The organism is Halopseudomonas sp. SMJS2 (assembly GCF_029866945.1).
Classification (GTDB): domain Bacteria; phylum Pseudomonadota; class Gammaproteobacteria; order Pseudomonadales; family Pseudomonadaceae; genus Halopseudomonas; species Halopseudomonas bauzanensis.
In genome coordinates, this window is sequence record NZ_CP123445.1 from 3,532,114 (window position 1) to 3,553,127 (window position 21,014).

General features: G+C 61.4%; 19 protein-coding genes. 11 read left to right on the forward strand and 8 right to left on the reverse strand.

Annotated features, from left to right (window positions below):
• Positions 1 to 55: 55 nt before the first annotated feature.
• Positions 56 to 2,899: a GGDEF domain-containing phosphodiesterase gene (locus QAO71_RS16505; protein ID WP_280164933.1), complete on the forward strand. Its 2,844-nt coding sequence runs from the start codon at positions 56 to 58 to the stop codon at positions 2,897 to 2,899.
• Here the strand turns inward: QAO71_RS16505 and zwf are convergent.
• Entirely contained in the window at positions 2,896 to 4,362 is a 1,467-nt protein-coding gene (gene zwf / locus QAO71_RS16510; protein ID WP_136868595.1) for a glucose-6-phosphate dehydrogenase, read from the reverse strand. The two genes, QAO71_RS16505 and zwf, sit on opposite strands and share 4 nt — an antisense overlap.
• A 92-nt stretch (positions 4,363 to 4,454) precedes the next feature.
• On the opposite strand from zwf, the gene hexR reads away from it, so the two are divergent.
• The 8 genes from hexR to QAO71_RS16550 all read left to right on the forward strand — a co-directional run bounded on the left by hexR (position 4,455) and on the right by QAO71_RS16550 (position 11,939).
• On the forward strand, positions 4,455 to 5,330 hold the full coding sequence (hexR, locus tag QAO71_RS16515; protein ID WP_036991696.1) for a transcriptional regulator HexR: 876 nt from the start codon (positions 4,455 to 4,457) through the stop codon (positions 5,328 to 5,330).
• Between the two features lie 4 nt (positions 5,331 to 5,334).
• Complete coding sequence (locus QAO71_RS16520; RefSeq protein WP_280164934.1) at positions 5,335 to 6,195, forward strand: DUF2071 domain-containing protein; 861 nt, start codon at positions 5,335 to 5,337, stop codon at positions 6,193 to 6,195.
• A gap of 40 nt (positions 6,196 to 6,235) precedes the next feature.
• Complete coding sequence (locus tag QAO71_RS16525; protein WP_036991694.1) at positions 6,236 to 6,514, forward strand: peptidylprolyl isomerase; 279 nt, start codon at positions 6,236 to 6,238, stop codon at positions 6,512 to 6,514.
• Between the two features lie 66 nt (positions 6,515 to 6,580).
• Positions 6,581 to 6,739 (forward strand): hypothetical protein, encoded by a 159-nt coding sequence (locus QAO71_RS16530; RefSeq protein WP_169304539.1) that lies wholly within the window; start codon positions 6,581 to 6,583, stop codon positions 6,737 to 6,739.
• Positions 6,740 to 6,751: 12 nt separating this feature from the next.
• Positions 6,752 to 7,612: a c-type cytochrome gene (locus QAO71_RS16535; RefSeq protein WP_036991693.1), complete on the forward strand. Its 861-nt coding sequence runs from the start codon at positions 6,752 to 6,754 to the stop codon at positions 7,610 to 7,612.
• A gap of 22 nt (positions 7,613 to 7,634) precedes the next feature.
• Complete coding sequence (locus QAO71_RS16540; protein WP_074778960.1) at positions 7,635 to 9,005, forward strand: cbb3-type cytochrome c oxidase subunit I; 1,371 nt, start codon at positions 7,635 to 7,637, stop codon at positions 9,003 to 9,005.
• A gap of 61 nt (positions 9,006 to 9,066) precedes the next feature.
• On the forward strand, positions 9,067 to 9,882 hold the full coding sequence (locus tag QAO71_RS16545) for a CbbQ/NirQ/NorQ/GpvN family protein (protein WP_280164935.1): 816 nt from the start codon (positions 9,067 to 9,069) through the stop codon (positions 9,880 to 9,882).
• Between the two features lie 17 nt (positions 9,883 to 9,899).
• The gene (locus QAO71_RS16550; protein ID WP_280164936.1) at positions 9,900 to 11,939 is read left to right on the forward strand and encodes a VWA domain-containing protein; all 2,040 of its coding nucleotides are present in this window, start codon (positions 9,900 to 9,902) and stop codon (positions 11,937 to 11,939) included.
• Positions 11,940 to 12,061: 122 nt separating this feature from the next.
• On the opposite strand, the gene QAO71_RS16555 is transcribed toward QAO71_RS16550, so the two are convergent.
• The 3 genes from QAO71_RS16555 to QAO71_RS16565 all read right to left on the reverse strand — a co-directional run bounded on the left by QAO71_RS16555 (position 12,062) and on the right by QAO71_RS16565 (position 14,122).
• A complete protein-coding gene (locus QAO71_RS16555; protein ID WP_280164937.1) occupies positions 12,062 to 12,556 on the reverse strand; it encodes a GFA family protein in 495 nt (164 codons plus the stop codon).
• A 29-nt stretch (positions 12,557 to 12,585) separates the two neighbouring features.
• Complete coding sequence (sodC, locus tag QAO71_RS16560) at positions 12,586 to 13,107, reverse strand: superoxide dismutase family protein (protein WP_074778968.1); 522 nt, start codon at positions 13,105 to 13,107, stop codon at positions 12,586 to 12,588.
• Between the two features lie 88 nt (positions 13,108 to 13,195).
• The gene (locus QAO71_RS16565) at positions 13,196 to 14,122 is read right to left on the reverse strand and encodes a DUF808 domain-containing protein (RefSeq protein ID WP_280164938.1); all 927 of its coding nucleotides are present in this window, start codon (positions 14,120 to 14,122) and stop codon (positions 13,196 to 13,198) included.
• A gap of 188 nt (positions 14,123 to 14,310) precedes the next feature.
• Between QAO71_RS16565 and QAO71_RS16570 the strand changes: the two genes are divergently transcribed.
• Positions 14,311 to 15,639, forward strand: a complete 1,329-nt coding sequence (locus QAO71_RS16570; RefSeq protein WP_074778972.1) for a hemolysin family protein — start codon at positions 14,311 to 14,313, stop codon at positions 15,637 to 15,639.
• A gap of 51 nt (positions 15,640 to 15,690) precedes the next feature.
• Here QAO71_RS16570 and QAO71_RS16575 read toward each other — a convergent pair whose 3' ends face one another.
• Both QAO71_RS16575 and QAO71_RS16580 read right to left on the reverse strand, forming a co-directional pair.
• The gene (locus QAO71_RS16575) at positions 15,691 to 16,212 is read right to left on the reverse strand and encodes a cytochrome b (protein WP_280164939.1); all 522 of its coding nucleotides are present in this window, start codon (positions 16,210 to 16,212) and stop codon (positions 15,691 to 15,693) included.
• A 195-nt stretch (positions 16,213 to 16,407) separates the two neighbouring features.
• Positions 16,408 to 17,220, reverse strand: a complete 813-nt coding sequence (locus tag QAO71_RS16580; RefSeq protein WP_280164940.1) for a class III extradiol ring-cleavage dioxygenase — start codon at positions 17,218 to 17,220, stop codon at positions 16,408 to 16,410.
• Between the two features lie 105 nt (positions 17,221 to 17,325).
• Between QAO71_RS16580 and QAO71_RS16585 the strand changes: the two genes are divergently transcribed.
• Positions 17,326 to 18,225, forward strand: coding sequence for a LysR family transcriptional regulator (locus tag QAO71_RS16585; RefSeq protein WP_280164941.1), 900 nt, complete (start codon positions 17,326 to 17,328; stop codon positions 18,223 to 18,225).
• 53 nt (positions 18,226 to 18,278) lie between these two features.
• Here QAO71_RS16585 and QAO71_RS16590 read toward each other — a convergent pair whose 3' ends face one another.
• Positions 18,279 to 19,145, reverse strand: a complete 867-nt coding sequence (locus QAO71_RS16590) for an oxaloacetate decarboxylase (RefSeq protein ID WP_280164942.1) — start codon at positions 19,143 to 19,145, stop codon at positions 18,279 to 18,281.
• Between the two features lie 96 nt (positions 19,146 to 19,241).
• Positions 19,242 to 20,924 (reverse strand): malate dehydrogenase (quinone), encoded by a 1,683-nt coding sequence (mqo, locus tag QAO71_RS16595; protein WP_036991668.1) that lies wholly within the window; start codon positions 20,922 to 20,924, stop codon positions 19,242 to 19,244.
• Positions 20,925 to 21,014 lie beyond the last annotated feature (90 nt).

A 21,014-nucleotide genomic window follows, 5' to 3' on the forward strand; every position in this document is an offset into this window, starting at 1 on the left:
CACATGGAAGCGTCATGACAGTAGACCCGACCCGGCGCCGTGGATGCGCCCCAGCATGACCGGTAGTGAAAAGGACCTCAGTACGGCGGCTGTTCGCCAACAGTTGCGCCAGCTTGATCTTTTGTTCGAATGCGCCCGGCTGCCGCAATGGCTGGTCATGCTGGCCGCCTGCGCTGTCAGCCTATTGATCTGGCAGGATGGATCGCAGCCGCTGGTGCTCGGCTGGCTGATGGTGATCTGCATGCTGACGCTGCTGCGAATTCGCGTGGCGCGCTGTTACCGGCACAGCTCGCCAGAGCAACGTCTGCGGCCGCGGTGGTCCGCGTTGTTCTATCTCGGCAATGCCTTCTCCGGGCTGGCCATGGGCCTGGTGCATATCTTGCTGGTGCCGGTTGATACCTTCGCCGTGCAATCAGCAGCCTACGCCGTGACCACCGGCGTGATCCTCTGCGTCAGCATCATCTACGCGCACCGCTTCAGTGCTTTTTTCAGCTTCGCCCTGCCCAGTTGGTTGCCGCCGACCCTGTTCCTTCTGCTGCAGGACGACCCCACCAGTCCGTATTGGGGTCTGATGGGAACCACGCTGTTTTGTTGCATGTTGCTGGCAGCGGCGTTCATCAACCGCTCGGCCAGGCGTTCCCTGCAAAGCGACATCCATAACGAGGCGCTGCTGCACCGACTGAATGAGGCCCACCAACAAGCCGAAGCGCTGAACATCCAGCTGACCGGTGAAATCCAGCATCGCCGCCAGGCCGAACAGCAATTGCGGAACAGCCATGACGCACTGGAGCATCGCGTCGCCCAACGCACCACTGAGCTGCAGCAGACCCAGGCGCGACTGAGCATGGCACTGGAGGCCAGCGCCCTGGGATTATGGGACTGGGATCTGCGCACCGATGAGGTTCACCACTCCCACCTGCAGGAAATTTTTGGCCTGCCGGATACCCGCCTCACCATGCAGGGCGGGCTCAAGCCGCGGGTACATCCAGAGGATGTGGAGCGCGTACGCGCTGCGTTGATTGCCCATTTCAAGCACGCCACACCCTATTGCGTGGAATACCGGGTGAAACACCAGGCTGGCCATTGGGTCTGGGTCGAGGATAACGGCCGCGCCGTCGAGCGCGACAGTGCCCGGCGCGCATTGCGCATGATCGGCACCCGCCGCGACATCACCTCGCGCCGGCAGCACCATGAGCAGGAGCGCTTGGCCGCCACTGTGTTCGAGGCCACGTCGGATGGGATTTTCGTACTTGACCCACAGCGCCGCATCCTGGCGGTGAATCAGGCCTTCAGTGTAATCACCGGTTACGCCGCGAATGACGTGGTCGGCAAGGCTCTCACCTCCGCCAGCACCAATCCTGACACGCTGGCCACCTATGCGCGCATGCGCACAACCTTGCTCAGCCATGATCGTTGGGAAGGCGAGGTGCAAGAACAGCGACGCAGCGGTGAACGCTATCTGCAGTGGTTACAACTGACCGTGGTACGCAACGGCGCTGGCGATATCACCCACTATGTCGGCTTCTTCGCCGACCGCACCATTAACCGCCAGACCGAGGAACAACTGCGCTATCTGGCCAACCATGATTCATTGACCCAACTGGCCAATCGCGGCCTATTCACCCGGACCCTGGCAGAGGCCACGGGTCAGGCCCGTACTCAAGGCACAGGCCTGGCGCTGCTGCATATCGACCTGGATCGTTTCAAGAACATCAATGAGACCCTGGGCCATGCGCAGGCCGACGCCCTGTTGCGGCAGGTGGCCGACCGGCTGAGCGCGACCCTGTCCGATGCCCTCGTTCTGGCGCGATTTTCAGCCGATGAGTTCGTCGTTGTGCAGCAAGATATGACTGACAATGCCCTGGAGCAGCTGGCGAGCCGGTTGCTGCAGATACTCGGCGAGCCGATCCGGCTCGGTGACAACGACCTGATCATTTCCGCTTCCATTGGCATCAGCCTGTTCCCTGGCGAGGCGCGCAACAGCCTGCAGCTGATCAACCAGGCCAATCAGGCGATGCAGCATGCCAAGCATCTTGGCGGCAATGGTTTCCAGTTCTATTCAGCACAGTTACCAACGCGCAGCACCGACCGTCTTCATCTGGAAAGCGACCTGCGCAAGGCGCTGACCGATGATCAGCTGCAGGTGCACTACCAGCCCAAGCTGCATCTGGCTTCCAACAGTATCAACAGTGCCGAAGCGCTGGTGCGCTGGCAGCACCCCACTCGCGGCATGCTGCTGCCCGGCGAGTTCATCGCCATCGCCGAAGAAACCGGATTGATCTTGCCACTAGGCGAAAAGGTACTGCGCCGGGCCTGTATCCAGGCCAGCCAGTGGCTGCATACAGGCCCCCTGGCCGTGCGGGTGGCGGTGAATCTATCGGTGCAGCAACTACGCCAGCCGCACTTCGCCGCCCTGGTTGCGGACATCCTGACGGACACCGGTTTGCCCAGCCACCTGCTGGAACTCGAATTGACCGAAAGCATGTTGCTGGAACACAGCGATAGCGTGGCAGACAACCTGGCGGCCCTGCGCCAGCTGGGGGTGGAATTGGCGGTGGATGACTTCGGCACCGGCTATTCCTCGCTGGCCTACCTCAAGCGCTTCCCGATCCGCTGCTTGAAAATTGATCGGGCCTTTATCTGCGAACTGGACGAGCAGCCCGGCGATACGGCCATTGTCCGGGCTATTATCGCCATGGCCCACAGTATGCATATGAGCGTGGTGGCCGAAGGTGTGGAGCAGGAGAGCCAGTTGGCCTTCCTACGCAGCCAGGGCTGTGATGAGGTGCAGGGTTACCTGATCAGCAAACCGCTGCCCACCGATGCCTTCACTCGGCTGCTGCAACAGCAGCAGTCTCAGGCGGACACCCCGAGCCAGCCCAGCGAAACGCTTTCCTAGCGCTCATCAGACCAGACATGCCCGGTGCGCTCCAGCAGGCTGTCCGCGGCTTCCGGGCCCCAGCTGCCGGCGGCGTAGCGCTTGGGCGAACGGTAGACTTCGCGCCAGCCGCGAATGATCGGGTCGACCCAGCGCCATGCCGCCTCGATCTCGTCACGGCGCATGAACAGGGTGGCGTCGCCCTGGATCACGTCCAGCAGCAGTCGCTCGTAGGCATCCCAGCGACGACGTTGGAAGGCTTCGTCGAAATGCAGGTCAAGATCCACTTCCTGCAACGCCATGCCCCGCCCCGGTGACTTGGCCATCAGCGACAGGCTGATGCTTTCATCGGGCTGCAGACGAATCACCAGGCGGTTGCCCACCGGGGTGTCGTTGCCGGGAAACAGTCGGTGCGGGACCGATTTGAACTGGATGACAATTTCCGATTTGCGCTGCGCCAGGGATTTGCCGGTGCGCAGATAGAAAGGCACGCCGGCCCAGCGCCAGTTATCAATTTCGGCCTTGAGCGCCACATAGGTTTCGGTATTGCTGTCGTGGTCGACGCTTTTCTCGAAGTAGTAGGCCGGCAGCTGTTCGCCGGCACGCTTGCCCTTGGAGTATTGACCGCGCACGGTCTGATCCTGCACATCCATACCGGTGATCGGCCGCAGGGCTTCGAGGATCTTGAGCTTTTCGTTCCGCACCGCTTCGGGTTCGAAGTGCACCGGCGCTTCCATAGCCACCAGGCACAACAGCTGCAGCAGATGGTTTTGCACCATGTCGCGCATGGCGCCGGCATGATCGTAGTAGGCGCCGCGGTTTTCCACTCCGACGGTTTCCAGCACGCTGATCTGCACGTGGTCGATATGGCCATTGCGCCACAGCGGCTCGAACAGCGCATTGCCGAAGCGCAGCGCCAGCAGGTTCTGCACTGCTTCCTTGCCAAGAAAGTGATCGATGCGAAAGACCCGTGACTCGTCGAACACGCTGCCGATCCGGTCGTTGATCTGGTTGGCGGTCTTGAGGCTGTCGCCCAGGGGCTTTTCCAGCACGATGCGGGCTTCGGCATTCACCAGCCCGGCCGATTCCAGGTGCAGGGCCGTGGGTGCGAACAGGTCGGGCAGTGTGGCCAGGTAGAACACCCGCACCCGGCCCGGCTGCTCGCCCAGATGCCGGGCCAGCCGGGCGAATTCAACCCGCTGGCTGACGTCCAGGGTCAGGTAGTCGAGACGCTCGGCAAACCCATCCCAGGTGGCCTCATCGAAGTCGGCCTTGGCCACGTGCTGGCTGACATGCCGGCGCACCAGTTTCCGGTAACTGTCCCCTTCATGCCGGGCGCGGGCCAGCGACAGGATGCGGGTATCGGGATGCAGATGACGATCACGATGCAGGTAGAACAGGGCCGGCAGCAGCTTGCGCATGGCCAGATCCCCGGTGCCGCCGAATACCACGATGTCGCAGGCTTTGCCATATCGCGCTGACACTATTGTTCTCCTCGGAAAAGCGGCCGGAGGGTTTTTGTAGTATAACTACACGACACTACGACTCCCGTACCGCAGACTATCATGAAGCTCACGTGAACTTGCTCCAACACATTGCCGGTAACCGCCAGATTCTCCGAAAATCGGAGCTGAAGGTCGCCGACCACGTCCTCACCAACGCCGCCCAGGTGATGCATTCGTCCATGGCCGACCTGGCCCGCGAAGTAGGCGTCAGCGAGCCCACCATAGTGCGCTTCTGCCGGGCCATCGGTTGCACCGGTTTCCAGGACCTGAAACTCAAGCTGGCGCAGAGCCTCGCGGCGGGCGCCAGCTTCGGGCAGTTCTCGATCAATGAGGACGACAGCGTCGATGAGCTGTCGCACAAGATCTTCGATACCACCCTGGCAACCTTGATGGATGTGCGCGAACGTCTGGATGCCGATGCCATGGAACAGGCCATTCTGGCCATGGCCGACGCCCGCCGCGTGGAGTTCTACGGCTTCGGCGCCTCCGGTGCGGTGGCCAGTGATGCCCAGCACAAGTTCTTCCGTCTGCAGGTGTCCACCGCAGCCTATTCCGACCCGCACATGCAGGCCATGTCCGCCGTGACGCTGGGCCCCTATGATGTCGCCGTGGCCATCTCCCAGACCGGGCGCACCAAGGATTTACTGCACTCGGCCACCTTGGTAGTGGAGGCCGGTGCCACCTTGATCAGTCTATGCCCCAGCCACACGCCGCTGGCCGAGCTGGCACGCATTCACATCCCCATCGATGTCATTGAAGATACCGATATCTACACCCCACTGTCATCCCGTATCGCCCATCTGGTGGTGATCGATGTACTGGCCATGGGTATGGCCATGCGCCGCGGACCAGAGCTGGTCAATCACCTCAAAAGCGTGAAGCGGAGCTTGCGCGGGTTGCGGCTGTCCAACAAGGGCAGCCAACGGAATACCGATACGCAGGAGTGAGCCGATGCGCAAAGTCTCTCGTGGCCCGAACCCCACCGAGCATGACGCCTCGCCCGTTCATTCCCGACCCTGGCAGCGGCTGCGCTTCGCTGATCATCTGGTGCCTCGCCCGCCAGTGTCAGGTATCAATGTCCGCTGCCGCCTGCAGCATTTCGCCATTGTGACTTACGCTGTTGCGGCGGACCGTTTGCGCCAGCTGATACCGCCCCGCTTCATGCTCGATAGCGTAATAATCGACGGCAAGGAACGCGGGCTGGTCTCTGCAGTACCCTTCGTCAATGTCGATTTCACCCTGGCGGCTTATCCTTTCCCACGCCTGCGCATGGGCCAGACCGACTATCGCACCTATATCATCGACCGCCTGACCGGGGAGCGTGCCGTCTGGTTCTTCGGTACCACCCTGGATTCCTGGACGCTGCCCCTACCCCGGCACGTCTGGCAACAGCCCTGGCATCACGGCTCCCTACGTTTCGATTGCGCGCTCGATGCCAGCGGCAGTCGTTACCAGCGTTATCGCCTGCATACCGCATCGGCCGGAGCCAGCGTCGAACTCAGCCTGACCCAGCAGGAAGTGCCGGAAGCCGACTACCCCGGCTTCGCCGATGCGGAGACCGCACTGGTCTACCTGACCCACCCGCTGGTGGGTTTCTTCCATCGCCGGCGGGACGGCCATATCGGCGCCTATCGCGTGTGGCACGATCAGTTGCAAGTGCAGCCCGGGCGCCTGGTGAATGCGCGCTTTGAACTCTTTACCCGGATGGGGCTGCTTTCGGTCGCCGAGCAGCAGTACCCGCACAGCGTGCTGATGCAACCGATCAATGATTTTATCGTATACCTGCCGCCAACCCGTCTTGAGCCCGAGTGAGGCATAATGGCCCGCCTTGCCTATTCATCAGGAGCCGCACATGCCCGTCGCCATGGCCCGCCATATTCTGGTCAAGACCGAAGCCGAAGCTGCACAACTGAAACAGCGTATCGCTGCCGGCGAGGCATTCGATGTGCTGGCGAAAAAACACTCTACCTGCCCCTCGAAGAAACGCGGCGGCGACCTTGGCGAAGTGCGCCCCGGCCAGATGGTGCGGGCTGTCGATCAGATCATCTTCAAAAAGCCGCTGAAAGTCGTGCATGGCCCGGTGAAGACGCAGTTCGGCTGGCATCTGGTGCAGGTTTTCTACCGCGACTGAATACCGCACCCCGCCGCGCTGCAAACCCCGGAATACCGTCTATGCTTGTAGGGACATTTTTCAATAATGACCCAACAAGGCAACGTACCCGGGGGCAGCATGCAACTGAAGAATCTCTACAAACCCGTGCGCATCGCGAGTTTCGTGGTCCTCGCGCTGATGGTGGTTTCCGCTCTGTATGCCTTCACCATGACCGTCCTGCACTGGACGGGTATCAACGTCTGACGAGGCGCGATCATGAACAACAGGCAAGCCAGGATCTTTGCATGGGGCTCGACCATCGCCGCCGCGGTGCTGTTCCTCGGGCTGACACTCGACAGTCATCGCCAGTTTCCCGAACTCACCAATGCCGACACCATTACCCCGCAGGTGACCCACGGCAAGGATGTGTGGCACAAGTACAACTGCATCAACTGCCACACCCTGTTCGGTGAAGGTGCCTATTACGCACCGGATCTGACCAAGATCACCCAGCACCGCGGCGAGGCCTATCTGCAGGCCTACATGCGCGATCCCAGCGCGTTCTACGATGAACAGACCCACCGGCGGCTGATGCCGCAGCAGAACCTGAGCGAAGAAGAAATCACCGACCTGATCCAGTTCCTCGACTGGGTCGCCAACGTCGACAACCAGGACTGGCCGCCACGGCCGATTCTGGTCACCGGCGGCTTCACCGCGGTGGCGGGCTCCGGGGGCGCCGGGCAGGCGGCTGAGGTGCAGAGCGGCTCGACCTCGGTGGGAGTGCGTCCGGTGGATGCCGATGATGACATCCGCGCGCTGGGTGAGAACGTGTTCCGCACCGCCGTACCCGGCTGCGTGGCGTGCCACTCGCTGACGCCCGGTGCCGATGGTGCCGGCCCCAGCCTGGCGGGTGTGGCCACCCGCGCCGAGTTGCTGGTGGGCGAAGCCGACTACAGCGGCCAGGCCAGCGATATCGAGGGTTATCTGCGCGAATCCATCCTCGAGCCCAGCGCACATCTGAGCACCGGCGGCATGTACTCGGCCAACGGCGTGTCATTCATGCCCGATACCTATGGCAACAGCCTGAGCGAAGAACAGATAGAGCAGCTGGTTGCCTTCCTTGCCACGCTCAAATGACCCCTGCGGACGGAGAACAACAATGCGCTACAAGTCACAGTCAGTCGCCTATTGGTACTTCGCAGTGGCCATGGTGCTGTTCGGCCTGCAACTGGTGTTCGGTCTGCTGTCGGCCACCAAGTACCTGGGACCCGACCCGCTGCTGTACATCCTGCCCTTTGACGTTACCAAGGTCATTCACACCAACCTGCTGATCGTCTGGGTACTGACCGGATTCATGGGGGCGACCTACTGGTTGATCCCCGATGAATCGCGCACCGAGTTGCACAGCGTCAAGCTGGCTTATATCCAATTGATCCTGTGGACGCTGATGGGCGTGACCGCGATCATCGGCTACCTGTTTCGCTACGGCACCGGCAACAAGCTGCTGGAACAGCCGCTGCCGCACAAGCTGGTCATCGTGGTGTGCATGCTGATCTTCATCTACAACATCGGCATGACGATCAGGAAATCCGGGCGTTTCACCACCACCGAGGGGGTGCTGCTGCTCGGCATCGTCAGCTCCGCCGTGCTGTTCGTTCCGGCGCTGCTGCACTACGAGAACTACACGGTGTCGATCTTCTACCGCTGGTGGACCATCCACCTGTGGGTAGAGGGTGTATGGATGATGATCATGGGCGCGTTCCTCGCCTACCTGCTGATCCGCCTGTCCGGTGCCGACCGCGAGGTCATGGAGAAGTGGTTGTATGTGATCGTCGGGCTGGTCTTCCTGGCCGGGATCCTGGGTACCGCGCACCACTATTACTGGGTGGGCGTGCCCTATTACTGGCTGCCGATCGGCGGTTTCTTCAGCGCGCTGGAGCCGCTGGCGATCGTCGGCATGGCGATGTATGCCTATGGCGCCATGCGCCGTGCGGGGCTATCGCACCCCAACGTACTGGCGCTGCACTGGACCTTGGGCAGCACCATCTTCACCCTGTTCGGCGCGGGCCTGCTGGGGCTGGCCCATACCTGGCCGAGCATCAACAAGTGGACCCACGGCACCCTGATCACCGCCATGCATGGCCATGCCGCCTTCTACGGCGCCTACGCGATGATCACCCTGGCGATGATCAGTTATGCCCTGCCATCGCTGACCCACGGCCGCCCGGAAAAGGGCAGCAGCATCGGCTACTGGTCCTTCTGGTTGCAGCTGGGCGGCATGTTCGGCATGACCATCTCCTTTGCCACCGCCGGCATCGGCCAGGTGTACCTGGAGCGGATCATGGGCATGGGTTATCTGGATGCGCAGCTGAAGATCCAGATCCACTTCGTCATGCTGATCATCTGCGGAAGCATCTTCGCCACCGGGGTCGGGTTGTTCATCTTCGACTTCTTCCGCTACCGACCGCGCTTCGAGGTTACCGAGCCGGAGGTGAGGGATAACGAGGTTGCCGTTGGGCGCGTGGTCTGATGAACGCAGGAGTGGGCGATTCCATAGTGCCGTGCAATGTTAATGTGGGAGAGGATGTTTGATGGCAGTTGATGAAGCCGTACGCGGCCAGGTCAATGTCCGCGAGGCGCCCTGGTATCACCCGACCGGCAACGAGGTGGCGCTGTTCGAACAATGCCATGCCCGGGGGCTGGCGGTGATGCTCAAAGGGCCGACCGGTTGCGGCAAGACCCGCTTTATCGAGCACATGGCCTGGAAACTGGGCCGGCCACTGATCACCATTCCCTGCCACGACGACCTGGCGGCCAGCGATCTGATCGGCCGCTTCCTGATCCAGCACAACGGTACCGTCTGGCAGGATGGACCGCTGACGCGGGCGGTGCGCGAAGGTGCCATCTGCTATCTGGATGAGGTCGTGGAAGCCCGGCAGGACACCGTGGTGGTGCTGCACGCCCTGACCGACCACCGGCGCATCCTGCCGATCGACAAGACCGGCGAAACCCTGCAGGCAGCGCCCGGCTTCCAGCTGGTGGTGTCCTATAACCCCGGCTACCAGCGCATGCTCAAGGATCTGAAACCCAGCACTCGCCAGCGTTTCGTCGCCATGGACCTGGATTTTCCGCCGCCCGAGCAGGAAGCGCGTATCGTCCAGCATGAAAGCGGCGTCGACCCGGCCACCGCCAAGGGGCTGGTGGCCCTGGCCGAGCGCATCCGCCAGTTGCGCGACCGCGGCCTGGCCGAGGTGCCCAGCACCCGGTTGCTGATCGCCGCGGGGGTGTTGATCGTGTCCGGCATCGATGTGCGCGAGGCCTGTCAGGCCGCTATCGTCTCCCCCCTGTCGGACGAAGCATCGATGGTCGGCGCACTTCGCGATCTGGTTGATGCCACCTTTGTCTAACCCGCGAGCGAACTGTCGTGGCTGAAGCAGAAGAGCTGGTCAGCGACGCGGCACGCCACGCGACCATCTATGCGCGCAGATTGTGGCTGCGTTATCGCCCGCCACCCGAAGCTCCACCCACCGCACTGTTGGTTGATATTGCGCCGCGCCTCGACCTGCTGATCACCGCCTTGACCGGGCGTAGCCACCCGATCCGTATCGCCCAGTTGCCGGCACGACCCACTCTGTTATCGCGCATCTATCGCCGCAATCAGGCTCCCTGGCTGCAGCAACCGATACCCGCCACTGACGGCCAACGGTTATGGCTACCCGCCGATTCCGGTATCGAGAATATCGCTCAGGGCAACGAACTCTATCGGGTCATGGCCTTGCAGCAGGCCGCACGTATCCAACGTAGGAGTGCCGAGCTGCTGGACCCGGCGTGGCCGGCGTTGCTGGCCGATGCTTACCTGCTACTGGAAGCCTGGGCCGCCGATGCCGAGCTGATTGCGCACCTGCCCGGCATGATCGCCGCGGTCACCCGGTTGCGCCAGTACGCTCTGCAAGCGCGACCACCACTGAGTACCTTCTCGCGCCCGCGCCAGCCACTGGAAGCACTGCTGCGCCAACTGCTGGAGACGCCCTGCGGCCAGCCCTGCGCAGCCATCCCTCTCAGCCCGTCGCCGACGGCGTCGGTACGCCTGGCGCCCGAGCTGCTGGCAAGCATCGGCCTGTCACCGGCAGATCGAGCCGGAGGCAACGCGCCGCTGCTCAAAAACTGGTGGACCGGTGAGTTGCGCCAGCCCGCATCCAGCGCGCGCAACGAGCTAGCCCCTGGCGACGCGCCAACCGAGCCGCAGCCCACCGCGGCGCCGACCCGCAGTTCACACCTGCTGCGCCGGCCCGACGTACGCGAAGCGAAGGAAGATGAGGATGACGACAGCGATGCGGGGGTCTTCATGGTGCAAGCCGACGAGCCCCATCAGCACGCCGAAGACCCGTTCGGGCTCAACCGACCGGTGGACAAGGATGAGGACATCAGCGCCGATGACTACGGCGACATGCTCTCCGAGCTGTCCGAAGCGCGACTGGTATCCACACCGGGCCGGTCGAAGGAAGTCTTGATCTCCGATGATCCGCCGGACACCAATACCGCCATGCAGCTGAAGACCGCCATCCGCGAGCAACAAGGTCTGCGTTACCCCGAATGGGACTACCGCATCCAGGCCTACCGCCAGCCCGGCGCGACCCTGCATGTGCTGCCCAACCTGCCCGGCTCCCAGCAATGGGTGGATGACACCCTGGACGCCCACCGCAGCCTGCTCAATCATATTCGCCGCCGTTTCGAGATGCTCAGCGCCCAGCGTGTCACCCGGCGCAAACAGCTGGATGGCGACGACATCGATCTGCAGGCCTATATCGACAGCTACGCCGACTTCCGCGCCGGCGGCAGCCTCTCCGATGCCCTGTACCAGACTCGCCGCACCGCCGAACGCAACCTGGCCATCACCTTGTTGATCGATATCAGCGGCTCGACCGACAGCTGGGTCTCAACCAATCGGCGCATTATCGACGTGGAGCGCGAAGCCCTGCTATTGGTCAGCGTGGCGCTGGACGGCATGGGCGAGCCCTGGTCGATCCAGGCGTTTTCCGGGGAGGGGCCCGATGCGGTCATCGTCCGGCAAATCAAAGGCTTTGATGAGAATTTCAGCAACGAGGTCGCACTGCGCATCAGCTCACTGGAGCCGGAACACTACACCCGCGCCGGCACCGCCATCCGTCACGCCAGCCGTGATCTGTTGCAGCAGCCGGCCAGCCACCGGCTGCTGCTGGTGCTGTCCGACGGCAAGCCCAACGACAAGGATATCTATGAAGGCCAATATGGCGTGGAGGACATGCGCCAGGCCGTCACCGAAGCCACATTGCAGGGTATCTCGGCGTTCTGCCTGACCATCGATCGCCAGGCCCCGGCCTATCTGCCGCGCATTTTCGGCGCGCAGCATTATGCGCTGCTGCCACGCCCGGAGCTGTTGCCGACGGTATTGCTGGATTGGATGAAGCGGCTGGTGGTGCACTGAGCCGGGAGCAGACTTTTGTGGGAGCGCCTGGAATATCCACATCGAGCTGCGCTCGGTGCTCCCAAAAGGCCGCGGTTTATGAGTTGTCCAAGCGGTGCGCAGCGGGTTGCCTGTGGAGAAAGCTACTTCTTATCCCCAGCCAATCCCAGCCGCCCATGCCACTCCGCCAGCGACTCCTGTGGATAACCATCGAACTGCTGATCCGCCGGCGCCAGCTGCACTTCCACCCAACCGGCCTTGGAGCCGAGCATCAGGTGGGTATGTTCCGGCGGCACCGGCAGGTCGGTATCGATAGCGGAGGCGAAGGGGTGAATCAGCTCCGGCCACTGCGGGTCGTACAACCAGAGCCCGCTGCCGCATCCACGGCAGAAGTGCCGCTCGCCGCTGCTGGTCTGGATACTGCCGTCGGGCTGTTCGATCCGCGCGTGGTACACCGAAATCGATTCGCGCCCGCTGACCTGCAGACTACGGGCGTCGCCGCCCAGATTGATGGCGTAGCCGCCACCGCCCTGGGTCTTGCGACAGATCGAGCAATAACAGCGCTGATAAGGATAAGGCTGGGCGCTGTCCAGACTGAAGCGTACCGCGCCACAATGGCAGGAACCTTCAAGCTGCATGGCGATTTCTCCCCTCGTTCATACCCCTATCAGATCACCCCGCAGGCAGAGCGCGCTCCGCCGCCACCCAGCGGCTCGGGGGTATCTGCATGGTTGTCGCCACCTGCGTGGATCATCAGCGCGCGGCCCTCGATTTCCTCGAGCTTCTTGATGCGCGGCGCCAGCACCGGATAGTCCGCCGTACCGTCGCTGTTCACATAGAGCGCCGGCAGGTCGCCCAGATGACCGTCGGCATAGGGGCCAAGGTGTTTGCCGGTATCCTGCGGATCGTAATGACCGCCCGCCGCCTGCGCTGCGGTCGGCTGGCCGTCCTTCTCCGCCGCTTCGCAGCTGCCGTTCTCATGCACATGGAAACCGTGCACACCGGGTTCAAGGGATGTCAGCTTGGGAGTAAATAGCAGACCGTGATCCGTCTCGCTGATCTCGATGGTGCCGATGGATTCCTGCTTGCCGTCGGCGCTGACCTTGTTGATGGTCACTTCCTGCGACGCCGCGTGAGCGGTACCAATGGTCAATGCGGCGGCGATTATCAGCCATTTCTGCGATTTCATGCTCGTCTCCTTGGGATGATTCTATGCATGGGACAAAGCCGCCGGGCGGTCGTTCAGGGTTTTGCGTCCTGAGAGATGGCATCGCCGCTCAGTGCGCCTCTCGTCGATCGAATAGCTTGCCGCCCAGCATGATCACACCAAAAATCACCGCCCCGGCCAGAATGCCTACCCCCGCCGACATCAGCGTCGGCAACACTCCGCCGAGCACCGAGCCGATCCAGGGCAAATCCACCGTATGCTCGGCGGTATTTTCGATCCAGTGACCCAGGGCGTGAAAGCCGTGGGTGAGAATGCCGCCGCCGACCATGAACATCGCCGCGGTCCCCACAACCGACAGGGTTTTCATTAGCCAGGGCGCCAGCCACAACAGACCGTGGCCGACTTTCTGCAATGTCGTGCTACCGCGCTCGGTCAGCGCCAGCCCCACGTCATCCAGTTTGACGATGCCGGCCACCAGGCCGTAGACGCCCACGGTGACCGCCAGTGCAATGGTACTGAGTACCAGCACCTGGGTGAGGAACGTCGCTGTCGCGACCGTACCCAGGGTGATGGCGATGATCTCGGCGGAGAGGATGAAGTCGGTGCGCACGGCGCCCCTGATCTTGGTCTTCTCAAAGGCGACCATATCCCGGTTGGGGTCAGCCAATGCTTCGAGCTTCTGGGCGCGCCGTTCAGTGTCGTCATGGAAGAACCGGTGCGCCAGCTTCTCAAACCCCTCATAACAGAGGAAAGCACCGCCCAACATCAGCAAGGGCGTGATCAGCCAGGGAATGAAGGCGCTGATCAACAACGCACCCGGTACCAGGATGAATTTATTGCGAAAAGAGCCTCGCATCACCGCCCAGACCACCGGCAATTCCCGATCCGCCCTGACGCCGGTCACCTGCTGGGCATTGAGCGCCAGATCATCCCCCAGCACCCCTGCGGTTTTCCGTGCCGCCAGCTTGCTCATGACCGATACATCATCGAGCAGGGTGGCAATGTCATCAAACAATGCGAGCAGACTGGAAGCCAAGGGCAACATCCTCATCAGGATCGGCAGCGCCGCTGCCGGGGCGGGGTTTGGCTTGAGTATTGTTCCGAAACCGGCAATCAGCCACCCCCCAACGGTGACGGCCAGCCGGCCAATCCGCAGCAGCGCACAAGCCTGCCGCCCCGCAACATGCTACTCTGCCAGCGTTATCCCTATTGCCAGAATGTCCCATGAGCGTTAACCAAAGCCTGCTGTTACTCGCCCTGATCATCGTCGGCGGCGCCTTTCTCGCCATCGCCGAGATTTCTCTTGCCGCCGCGCGGCCACTCAAGCTGCGGCGAATGGCCGACAATGGCAATGCCGGGGCGCTGAAAGTCATCGCGGTACAGCAGAATCCGGGCAATTACCTGACGGTGGTCCAGATTTCCATCAATGCGCTGGCGATTCTCGGCGGTATCGTCGGTGAAGAGTTTCTGACGGCCGCCTTCACCCAGCTGTTGCTGCTGGTGCTGGAGCCACCGCTGGCAACGACGCTGGGGTTCGCTTTATCGTTCCTGGTACTGACCTCGCTGTTCATCGTCGTCACCGATCTGATCCCCAAACAAGTAGCCATGGCATTGCCGGAGCCCCTGGCCATATTTTCCATCGGTCCGATGCGCGCACTGAACACGCTATTGCGGCCCTTGGTATGGTTCTACTCGCGCCTGGTCAACGGCCTGATCAGACTGCTGCGCCTGCCTGCCCGCCGCGATGATGAGGTCACGCCCGAGGATATCCTCGCGCTGACCGAGGCCGGTGCGCGCTCGGGGTTACTGGCGCCCGGTGAACAACAGGCGATCGAGAACATCTTCGAGCTGGATACCCGCACCCTGCCCAGCGCCATGAGCAATCGTGACGAGATTGTCTACTTCCTGATCGATGATTCCGATGCCCTGATCCGCTCGCGGATCGCCGACACGCCCCATTCCTGCTATCCGGTCTGCGATGGCGATATCGATCACATCATCGGCTATGTGTCGATGAAGGATCTGTTCAAGCGCGTGCTGCACAACGAGCCTATCTCTCTGGCCGATCCGGCGCTGTTGCACAAACCGCTGGTGGTGCCGGACCGGTTGACTCTCGCCGAGCTGCTCAAGCAGTTTCGCCTGGTCGGCGAGGATTTTGCGCTGATCGTCAATGAGTACAGCCTGGTGGTCGGGCTGATCACGGTGAACGATGTGATGAGCATCGTGATGGGCGACCTGGTGCCGCCGTGGTATGAGGAACAGATCGTGCGCCGGGATGATAACTCCTGGCTGATCGATGGCGTGACGCCCATCCAGGACGTGCGCCGGGCGCTGGAAATCGAAGACATTCCCCAGGAAGAAGGCTACGAGACGCTGGCCGGCTTCATGATGACCATGCTACGTCGGGTGCCACGCCGCACCGACCGGGTAATCTGGGGCGACTATACGTTCGAGGTGGTGGATGTGGACAGTTATCGCATTGACCAGGTCCTGGCAACCCGCACCTCATCCAGTTCAAACGAAGCAGATAAAACCTCCGCAGGTCATCACTGAGAAGCTGCTTGGCGCCCGCTGAAGAGCGGACGCCAATAGCAGAGCGCTGGATCAGATCATACGCCGCAGCACGCCATCCTTCTTGACGAAGTGGTGCAGCAGGGCGATGCCGACGTGGCCGACGATCATGATCAACAGCAACCAGGCGATGGGCGAGTGCAGGCTGCCGATACTGGCCATCCAGGGAATCTCGTCACCTCTGGCGATCAGCTGGATGCCGAAAGGAGCCCAGCCATAGCCGTTGCCGATCATGTAGAGCAGCCCGGTAATCGGCATCAGCAGCATGCCGGCGTACAGCAATCCATGACCGACCTTGACCAGCAACGCGGTAGCCGGGTCCTGTACCGGGCGGTTGTTCTTCTGTTTGGCGGCCCAGATGATGCGCAGCACCACCAACACCAGCAACAAGGAGCCAATGGAGATGTGCCATGGCACCAGGGTCTGGCCGACCCAGTGTTCCCCCTCACTGATGCGGTCGAAGAACTTCAGTAGCTGCCAAATGATCAGCAAGCCCATCCCCCAGTGAAAGAACCGGGAAATGCTGCCATAGCGTTCTTGGGTATCACCTTTCATGTCCTGCTCCTATCTCACAATCCATCAGTTTTTCAATCACGGTTGTTGCCATTCGATTTGTGGCACCAATGCTTGCACAAGCAGATCATCAAGCGCTCCGGCTTTTGTGTCTGAATGTGTGCAGTCGATAGCATCGCTAAGGCTCTACGGTACCGCTTTCCACCCGCAATGCCGAATCGGTTCAAGCGCGAACTATCAACCGAAGCGGAATGCGGAAATGGTGGTCTGCATGACCCGCTCTGAATATATTTTCTGCCCCGGGCCTTCACCACCAGCGCCAGCTGCGACCATCAAGGGAATCAGATGTTCCTCGGCGCCTTGGGGATGACACAGATAGGCATGGGGAGCCTTGGCCCAATTTTCCAACAGTTGCTCACGCTCTGCCGCCGGACTTTGCACCGCCTGGGTCAGCCAACTGTCAAATTCGTCGGAAACCGCGGAAAAGCGGCTGTCACCATAAGCGCGCATGTTATGGAAACTCATGCCGCTGCCGACGATCAGGATATTGTCATCCCGCAGCGCGGCCAGCGACCGGCCCGCCTGCAGGTGTGCCTGTGGGTCCAGGTCACTGCGCAGGGACAATTGGATCACCGGAATATCCGCCCCCGGAAACATGAGCTTCAGCGGAATGAACATGCCATGGTCAAACCCGCGCTCGGCATCCACCTGCGCCGGTATCCCCTTCGTATTGAGCAATTGGGCTACCTGCTCGGCCAACTGCGGCTGGCCTGGCGCCGGGTAGCTCAACTCGTAGGTGTGCGCCGGAAAACCGTAGTAATCGTAGATCAACTCCGGGCGGGCGTGGCCGGTAACGCTGAACTGCGGTTCGCGCCAATGGGCAGACACCATGACGATCGCCGAGGGCCGCTGCGGCAGGGAGCTGACAACCTGTTTGAGAAAATTGCCCATACCCACCCAGGTGTCGGCTGGATCCCATTCCATGAAGAAACAGGGGCCACCACCGTGGGGGATGAACAACACCGGCTGCCGGGCATGCTCGACGTTCATGAAAATACCCTCCAATTTCGTATGGCTATAGTTTCGCTGATGCGTTTAGGTAAGAGAACCGCCTAATATTCATTAACACTTGATACTGACAGTAGGAAATGAAAGATGGATCGTATTACCAGCATGCGCGTTTTCGTCCGTGCCGCCAGTGCCGGTAGCCTGTCCGCCGCTGCCCGGCATCTCGGCATGTCACCGGCCATGGCCAGCAAGCACGTCAATGCGCTGGAAGCACGGCTGGGAGTGAAGCTGTTCCATCGCACGACAAGGCGCCTGAGCTTGACCGAGGCCGGCAGCAATTATCTGGAAGCCTGCCAGCGCATCCTGCCGGAGATCGATGAAGCCGAGGCGGCTGCCGCCTCGCAGCGGATCAAGGCCACCGGCCTGTTGCGCATGAACGTGCCCCTGTCATTTGGCAGTCGCTTTGTGGCGCCGCTGATTCCGGAGTTCAGCCGTCGGCACCCCGAGGTCAGGGTCGAGTTGGGATTGAGTGATGCCCAGCTGGATCTGATCGCCGGTAACTGGGACCTGGCGATCCGTATCGGGCGGTTGGCCGACAGTCCGCTGCAAAGCCGCCAACTGGGCGATAGCCGCATGCAGGTCTGCGCCGCCCCGGAATACCTGGATCGCCGCGGCGTGCCCCGCACCGTCGGCGAGCTGGCTCAGCATAATTGCCTGAGCTACACCCTGTCAGCCATGCAGGACAGCAAGCAATGGTCATTCGGCGCCCATGGCGAACTGCGGGTGCCGATCAGCGGTAATCTTCTGGCCAACAACGGTGATGCACTACTGGCCGCCGCCGTAGCCGGCCAGGGGATTATCTATCAGCCGCATTTCATCGTTGGCGAAGCGCTGGCCCGGTGTGAGCTGGTGGTGCTGGAACTGGACAAGCCGGTGATGGAGCTCGGTGGGATCCACGTACTCTACCCACCGGATCGCCGACCACCCGCCAAGGTGCGGGTGATGATCGATTATCTGGCCGAGGCGTTTGGACGCGCACCGCCTTGAGGAGACCCAAGGGCTGCCCAGAATCACACCGGCGAAATTGTCGGTGCTGATGATTACTCTTTTACGTCCATGTACTGCTCCGCCCAGGCGAGGTATTCATCAGGGCTGGTGTATCGGTTTGCCAGTTCCGAGGCAGTGAGGCCGTTGCCAGAGGCAATGCCACGTTGCTCGCGCAGGCTGTCGTAGGTTGCCTTGATCGCAGCGAAGTAGGCGCCATGCCCATTTACCACAATGCGCACACCCAACGCGGCCAGGCGCTCGTCGTCGCGCAGCTGCGGATTGCCATAGGTCACCAGCATCAGCGGCACCCGCAACCCTTCGGCGATGGCTTCCAGATGAGTGAAGTCTTCCACCCCGACCAGACAGATACCGTCGGCACCGGCGTCCTGATAGGCGCGGGTACGCTGTATGACATCCGTGAGCGACTGCACACCGGCGTGGGTGCGCGCAATGATTGCCAGCGCAGCATCATTCCGTGCTTCCCGAGCAGCCTCAAGTTTACCGACACCCTCCGCGACGCTGATCAGATCGTACGACTTACGCCCGAACTGGGCCGGCAGCAGCGTATCTTCCAGGGTCAATGCAGCCACCCCGGCACGCTCCAGTTCGGTCACCGTGCGCATGGCATTGAGGGCGTTGCCGTAACCATGGTCGGCGTCGGCAATCACCGGCAGCCGAGCCACCCGGCCGATACGGGTAGCCTGTTCGGCAAACTCGCTGAGCGTGATCAGCGCGATATCCGGCGCCGCCAGCACCTGCAGGGATGCGACCGAGCCGCCGAGAATACCGACCTCAAAACCGAGATCAGCCGCGATACGGGCCGACAGCGGGTCGAATACCGACGCGGTCTGGAAACAGGCGGGGCGGGCAAGCAAAGCGCGGAGGGTGTTGCGCAGCTCGTGATGGCAGATTTTCTGCATGGTCTTCATCTCTTAATCTGTACCGAAGTGACAAACCCGGAATCAGGTTATACCGATGGGTCTAACCTGATTTCGGAGACAGCCAGTCTGCTGATGTTACAGCGCCTGAAATTCCCTATTGTCGCCCTCTTCCGCCGCAGTGGTCTCCACCGGTACAGGGGCAGGGGCGTTCCCGGATTGCTCCGGCACTTCCACGTGAGGCAGTTGCAGAGCCTGGCTGGTGTGGCGGCGGATCTCATTGGTCAGCGCCGGGCTGTCATTGAGGGTACGCCCGTAGGAGGGAATGATATCGTTCAGGCGGGCTTCCCAGCCAGCGGCCATTTGCTCCGGGAAGACCTTGGCCAGCACGTTCAGCATGATGGGCGGCGAGGTGGATGCGCCTGGCGAGGCGCCCAGCAGGGCAGCGATGGTGCCATCGGCGTCACTCACCACCTCGGTGCCGAACTGCAAGGTCGCACCTTTCTGGGGGTCAAGCTTGATTATCTGCACACGCTGTCCGGCGGTGACCAGTTTCCAGTCCTCCGGGTTGGCTTCGGGGAAGTACTTGAGCAGTTCGGCATGACGATCCTCATCGCTCAGGCTGGCTTGTTGTACCAGGTATTTAACCAGATCCAGATTCTGACTGCCGACACTCAGCATGCCAGCGAAGTTGTTGTGGTTGACCGAGGAGAACAGGTCAAACCAGGAGCCGTCCTTGAGAAACTTGGTGCTCTGCAGCGCGAATGGCCCGAACAGCATCACCGGCTTGCCATCCAGCTTGCGCGCGTCCAGGTGCGGTACTGACATCGGCGGCGAACCGGCTTCGGCCTTGCCGTAGGCTTTCACCTCATGACGAGCGGTGATTTCGGGTGATTCGAAGGCCAGGAACTGGCCACCCACCGGAAAACCTCCATAGTTGCGCGATTCGGGAATACCGGACAATTGCAACAGTTTCAATGCCGCTCCACCGGCACCGATGAAGACGAAGCGCGACTTGATGGTGCGCTCCGTGTCAGCCTTGAGATCATGGACGGTGACGTTCCAGGTCTTGTCATCATTCTGATCCAGACCACGCACTTCATGGCTCAATTCCAGATGGAAATTGGGGTTACGCTGCAGCGATTCAGTCAGCTGGCTGGTGATTACCCCGAAATTGACATCAGTGCCCAGCGGCATATAGGTCGCTGCCACTTTCTGAGTCAGGTCGCGACCCTCCATCAGCAGCGGCGCCCACTGGCTGATCTGCTCAGGGTCTTCAGAATACTCCATGCCGTAGAACAACGGATTCTTGATCATCGCCGCATGGCGCTTGCGCAGGAATTCGATGTTGTCTTCCCCCCAGACGAAGCTCATGTGCGGGGTCGGGTTAATGAAATCGGAAGGCGTGGACAGACGTCCCTGCTCGACCTGATGAGCCCAGAACTGGCGTGAGATTTCGAACTGCTCGGCCGTGTTAACCGCCCGGCTGGTTTCGATGCTGCCGTCTTCCAGCTCGGGGGTGTAGTTCATTTCGGCAAAACCGACGTGGCCGGTGCCGGCATTGTTCCAGCCGTTGGAGCTTTCCAGCGCCACGGCGTCCATGCGCTCAAACAGGCGCACATTCCATTCCGGCACCAGTTCCTGCAAATAGGTCGCCAGGGTCACACTCATGATGCCGCCACCGATCAGCACCACGTCCACCGGCTCTTCGTTCTCCGCCGGTGGTGCGGCGCGCTGGTACAGCGGCCAATAGAGAAAGAGGCCAAGTATCACGACCAAAGACACCATGACAGCAAGCAAGGTTTTGATGAATTTTTTCATATTTTGTGGGCGTTCTCCGGCGATCTGGTCGTTTATTGAAAGATATTCATATCCATTATAAGACCCTCCACGATGGTCATGGGTCACTTT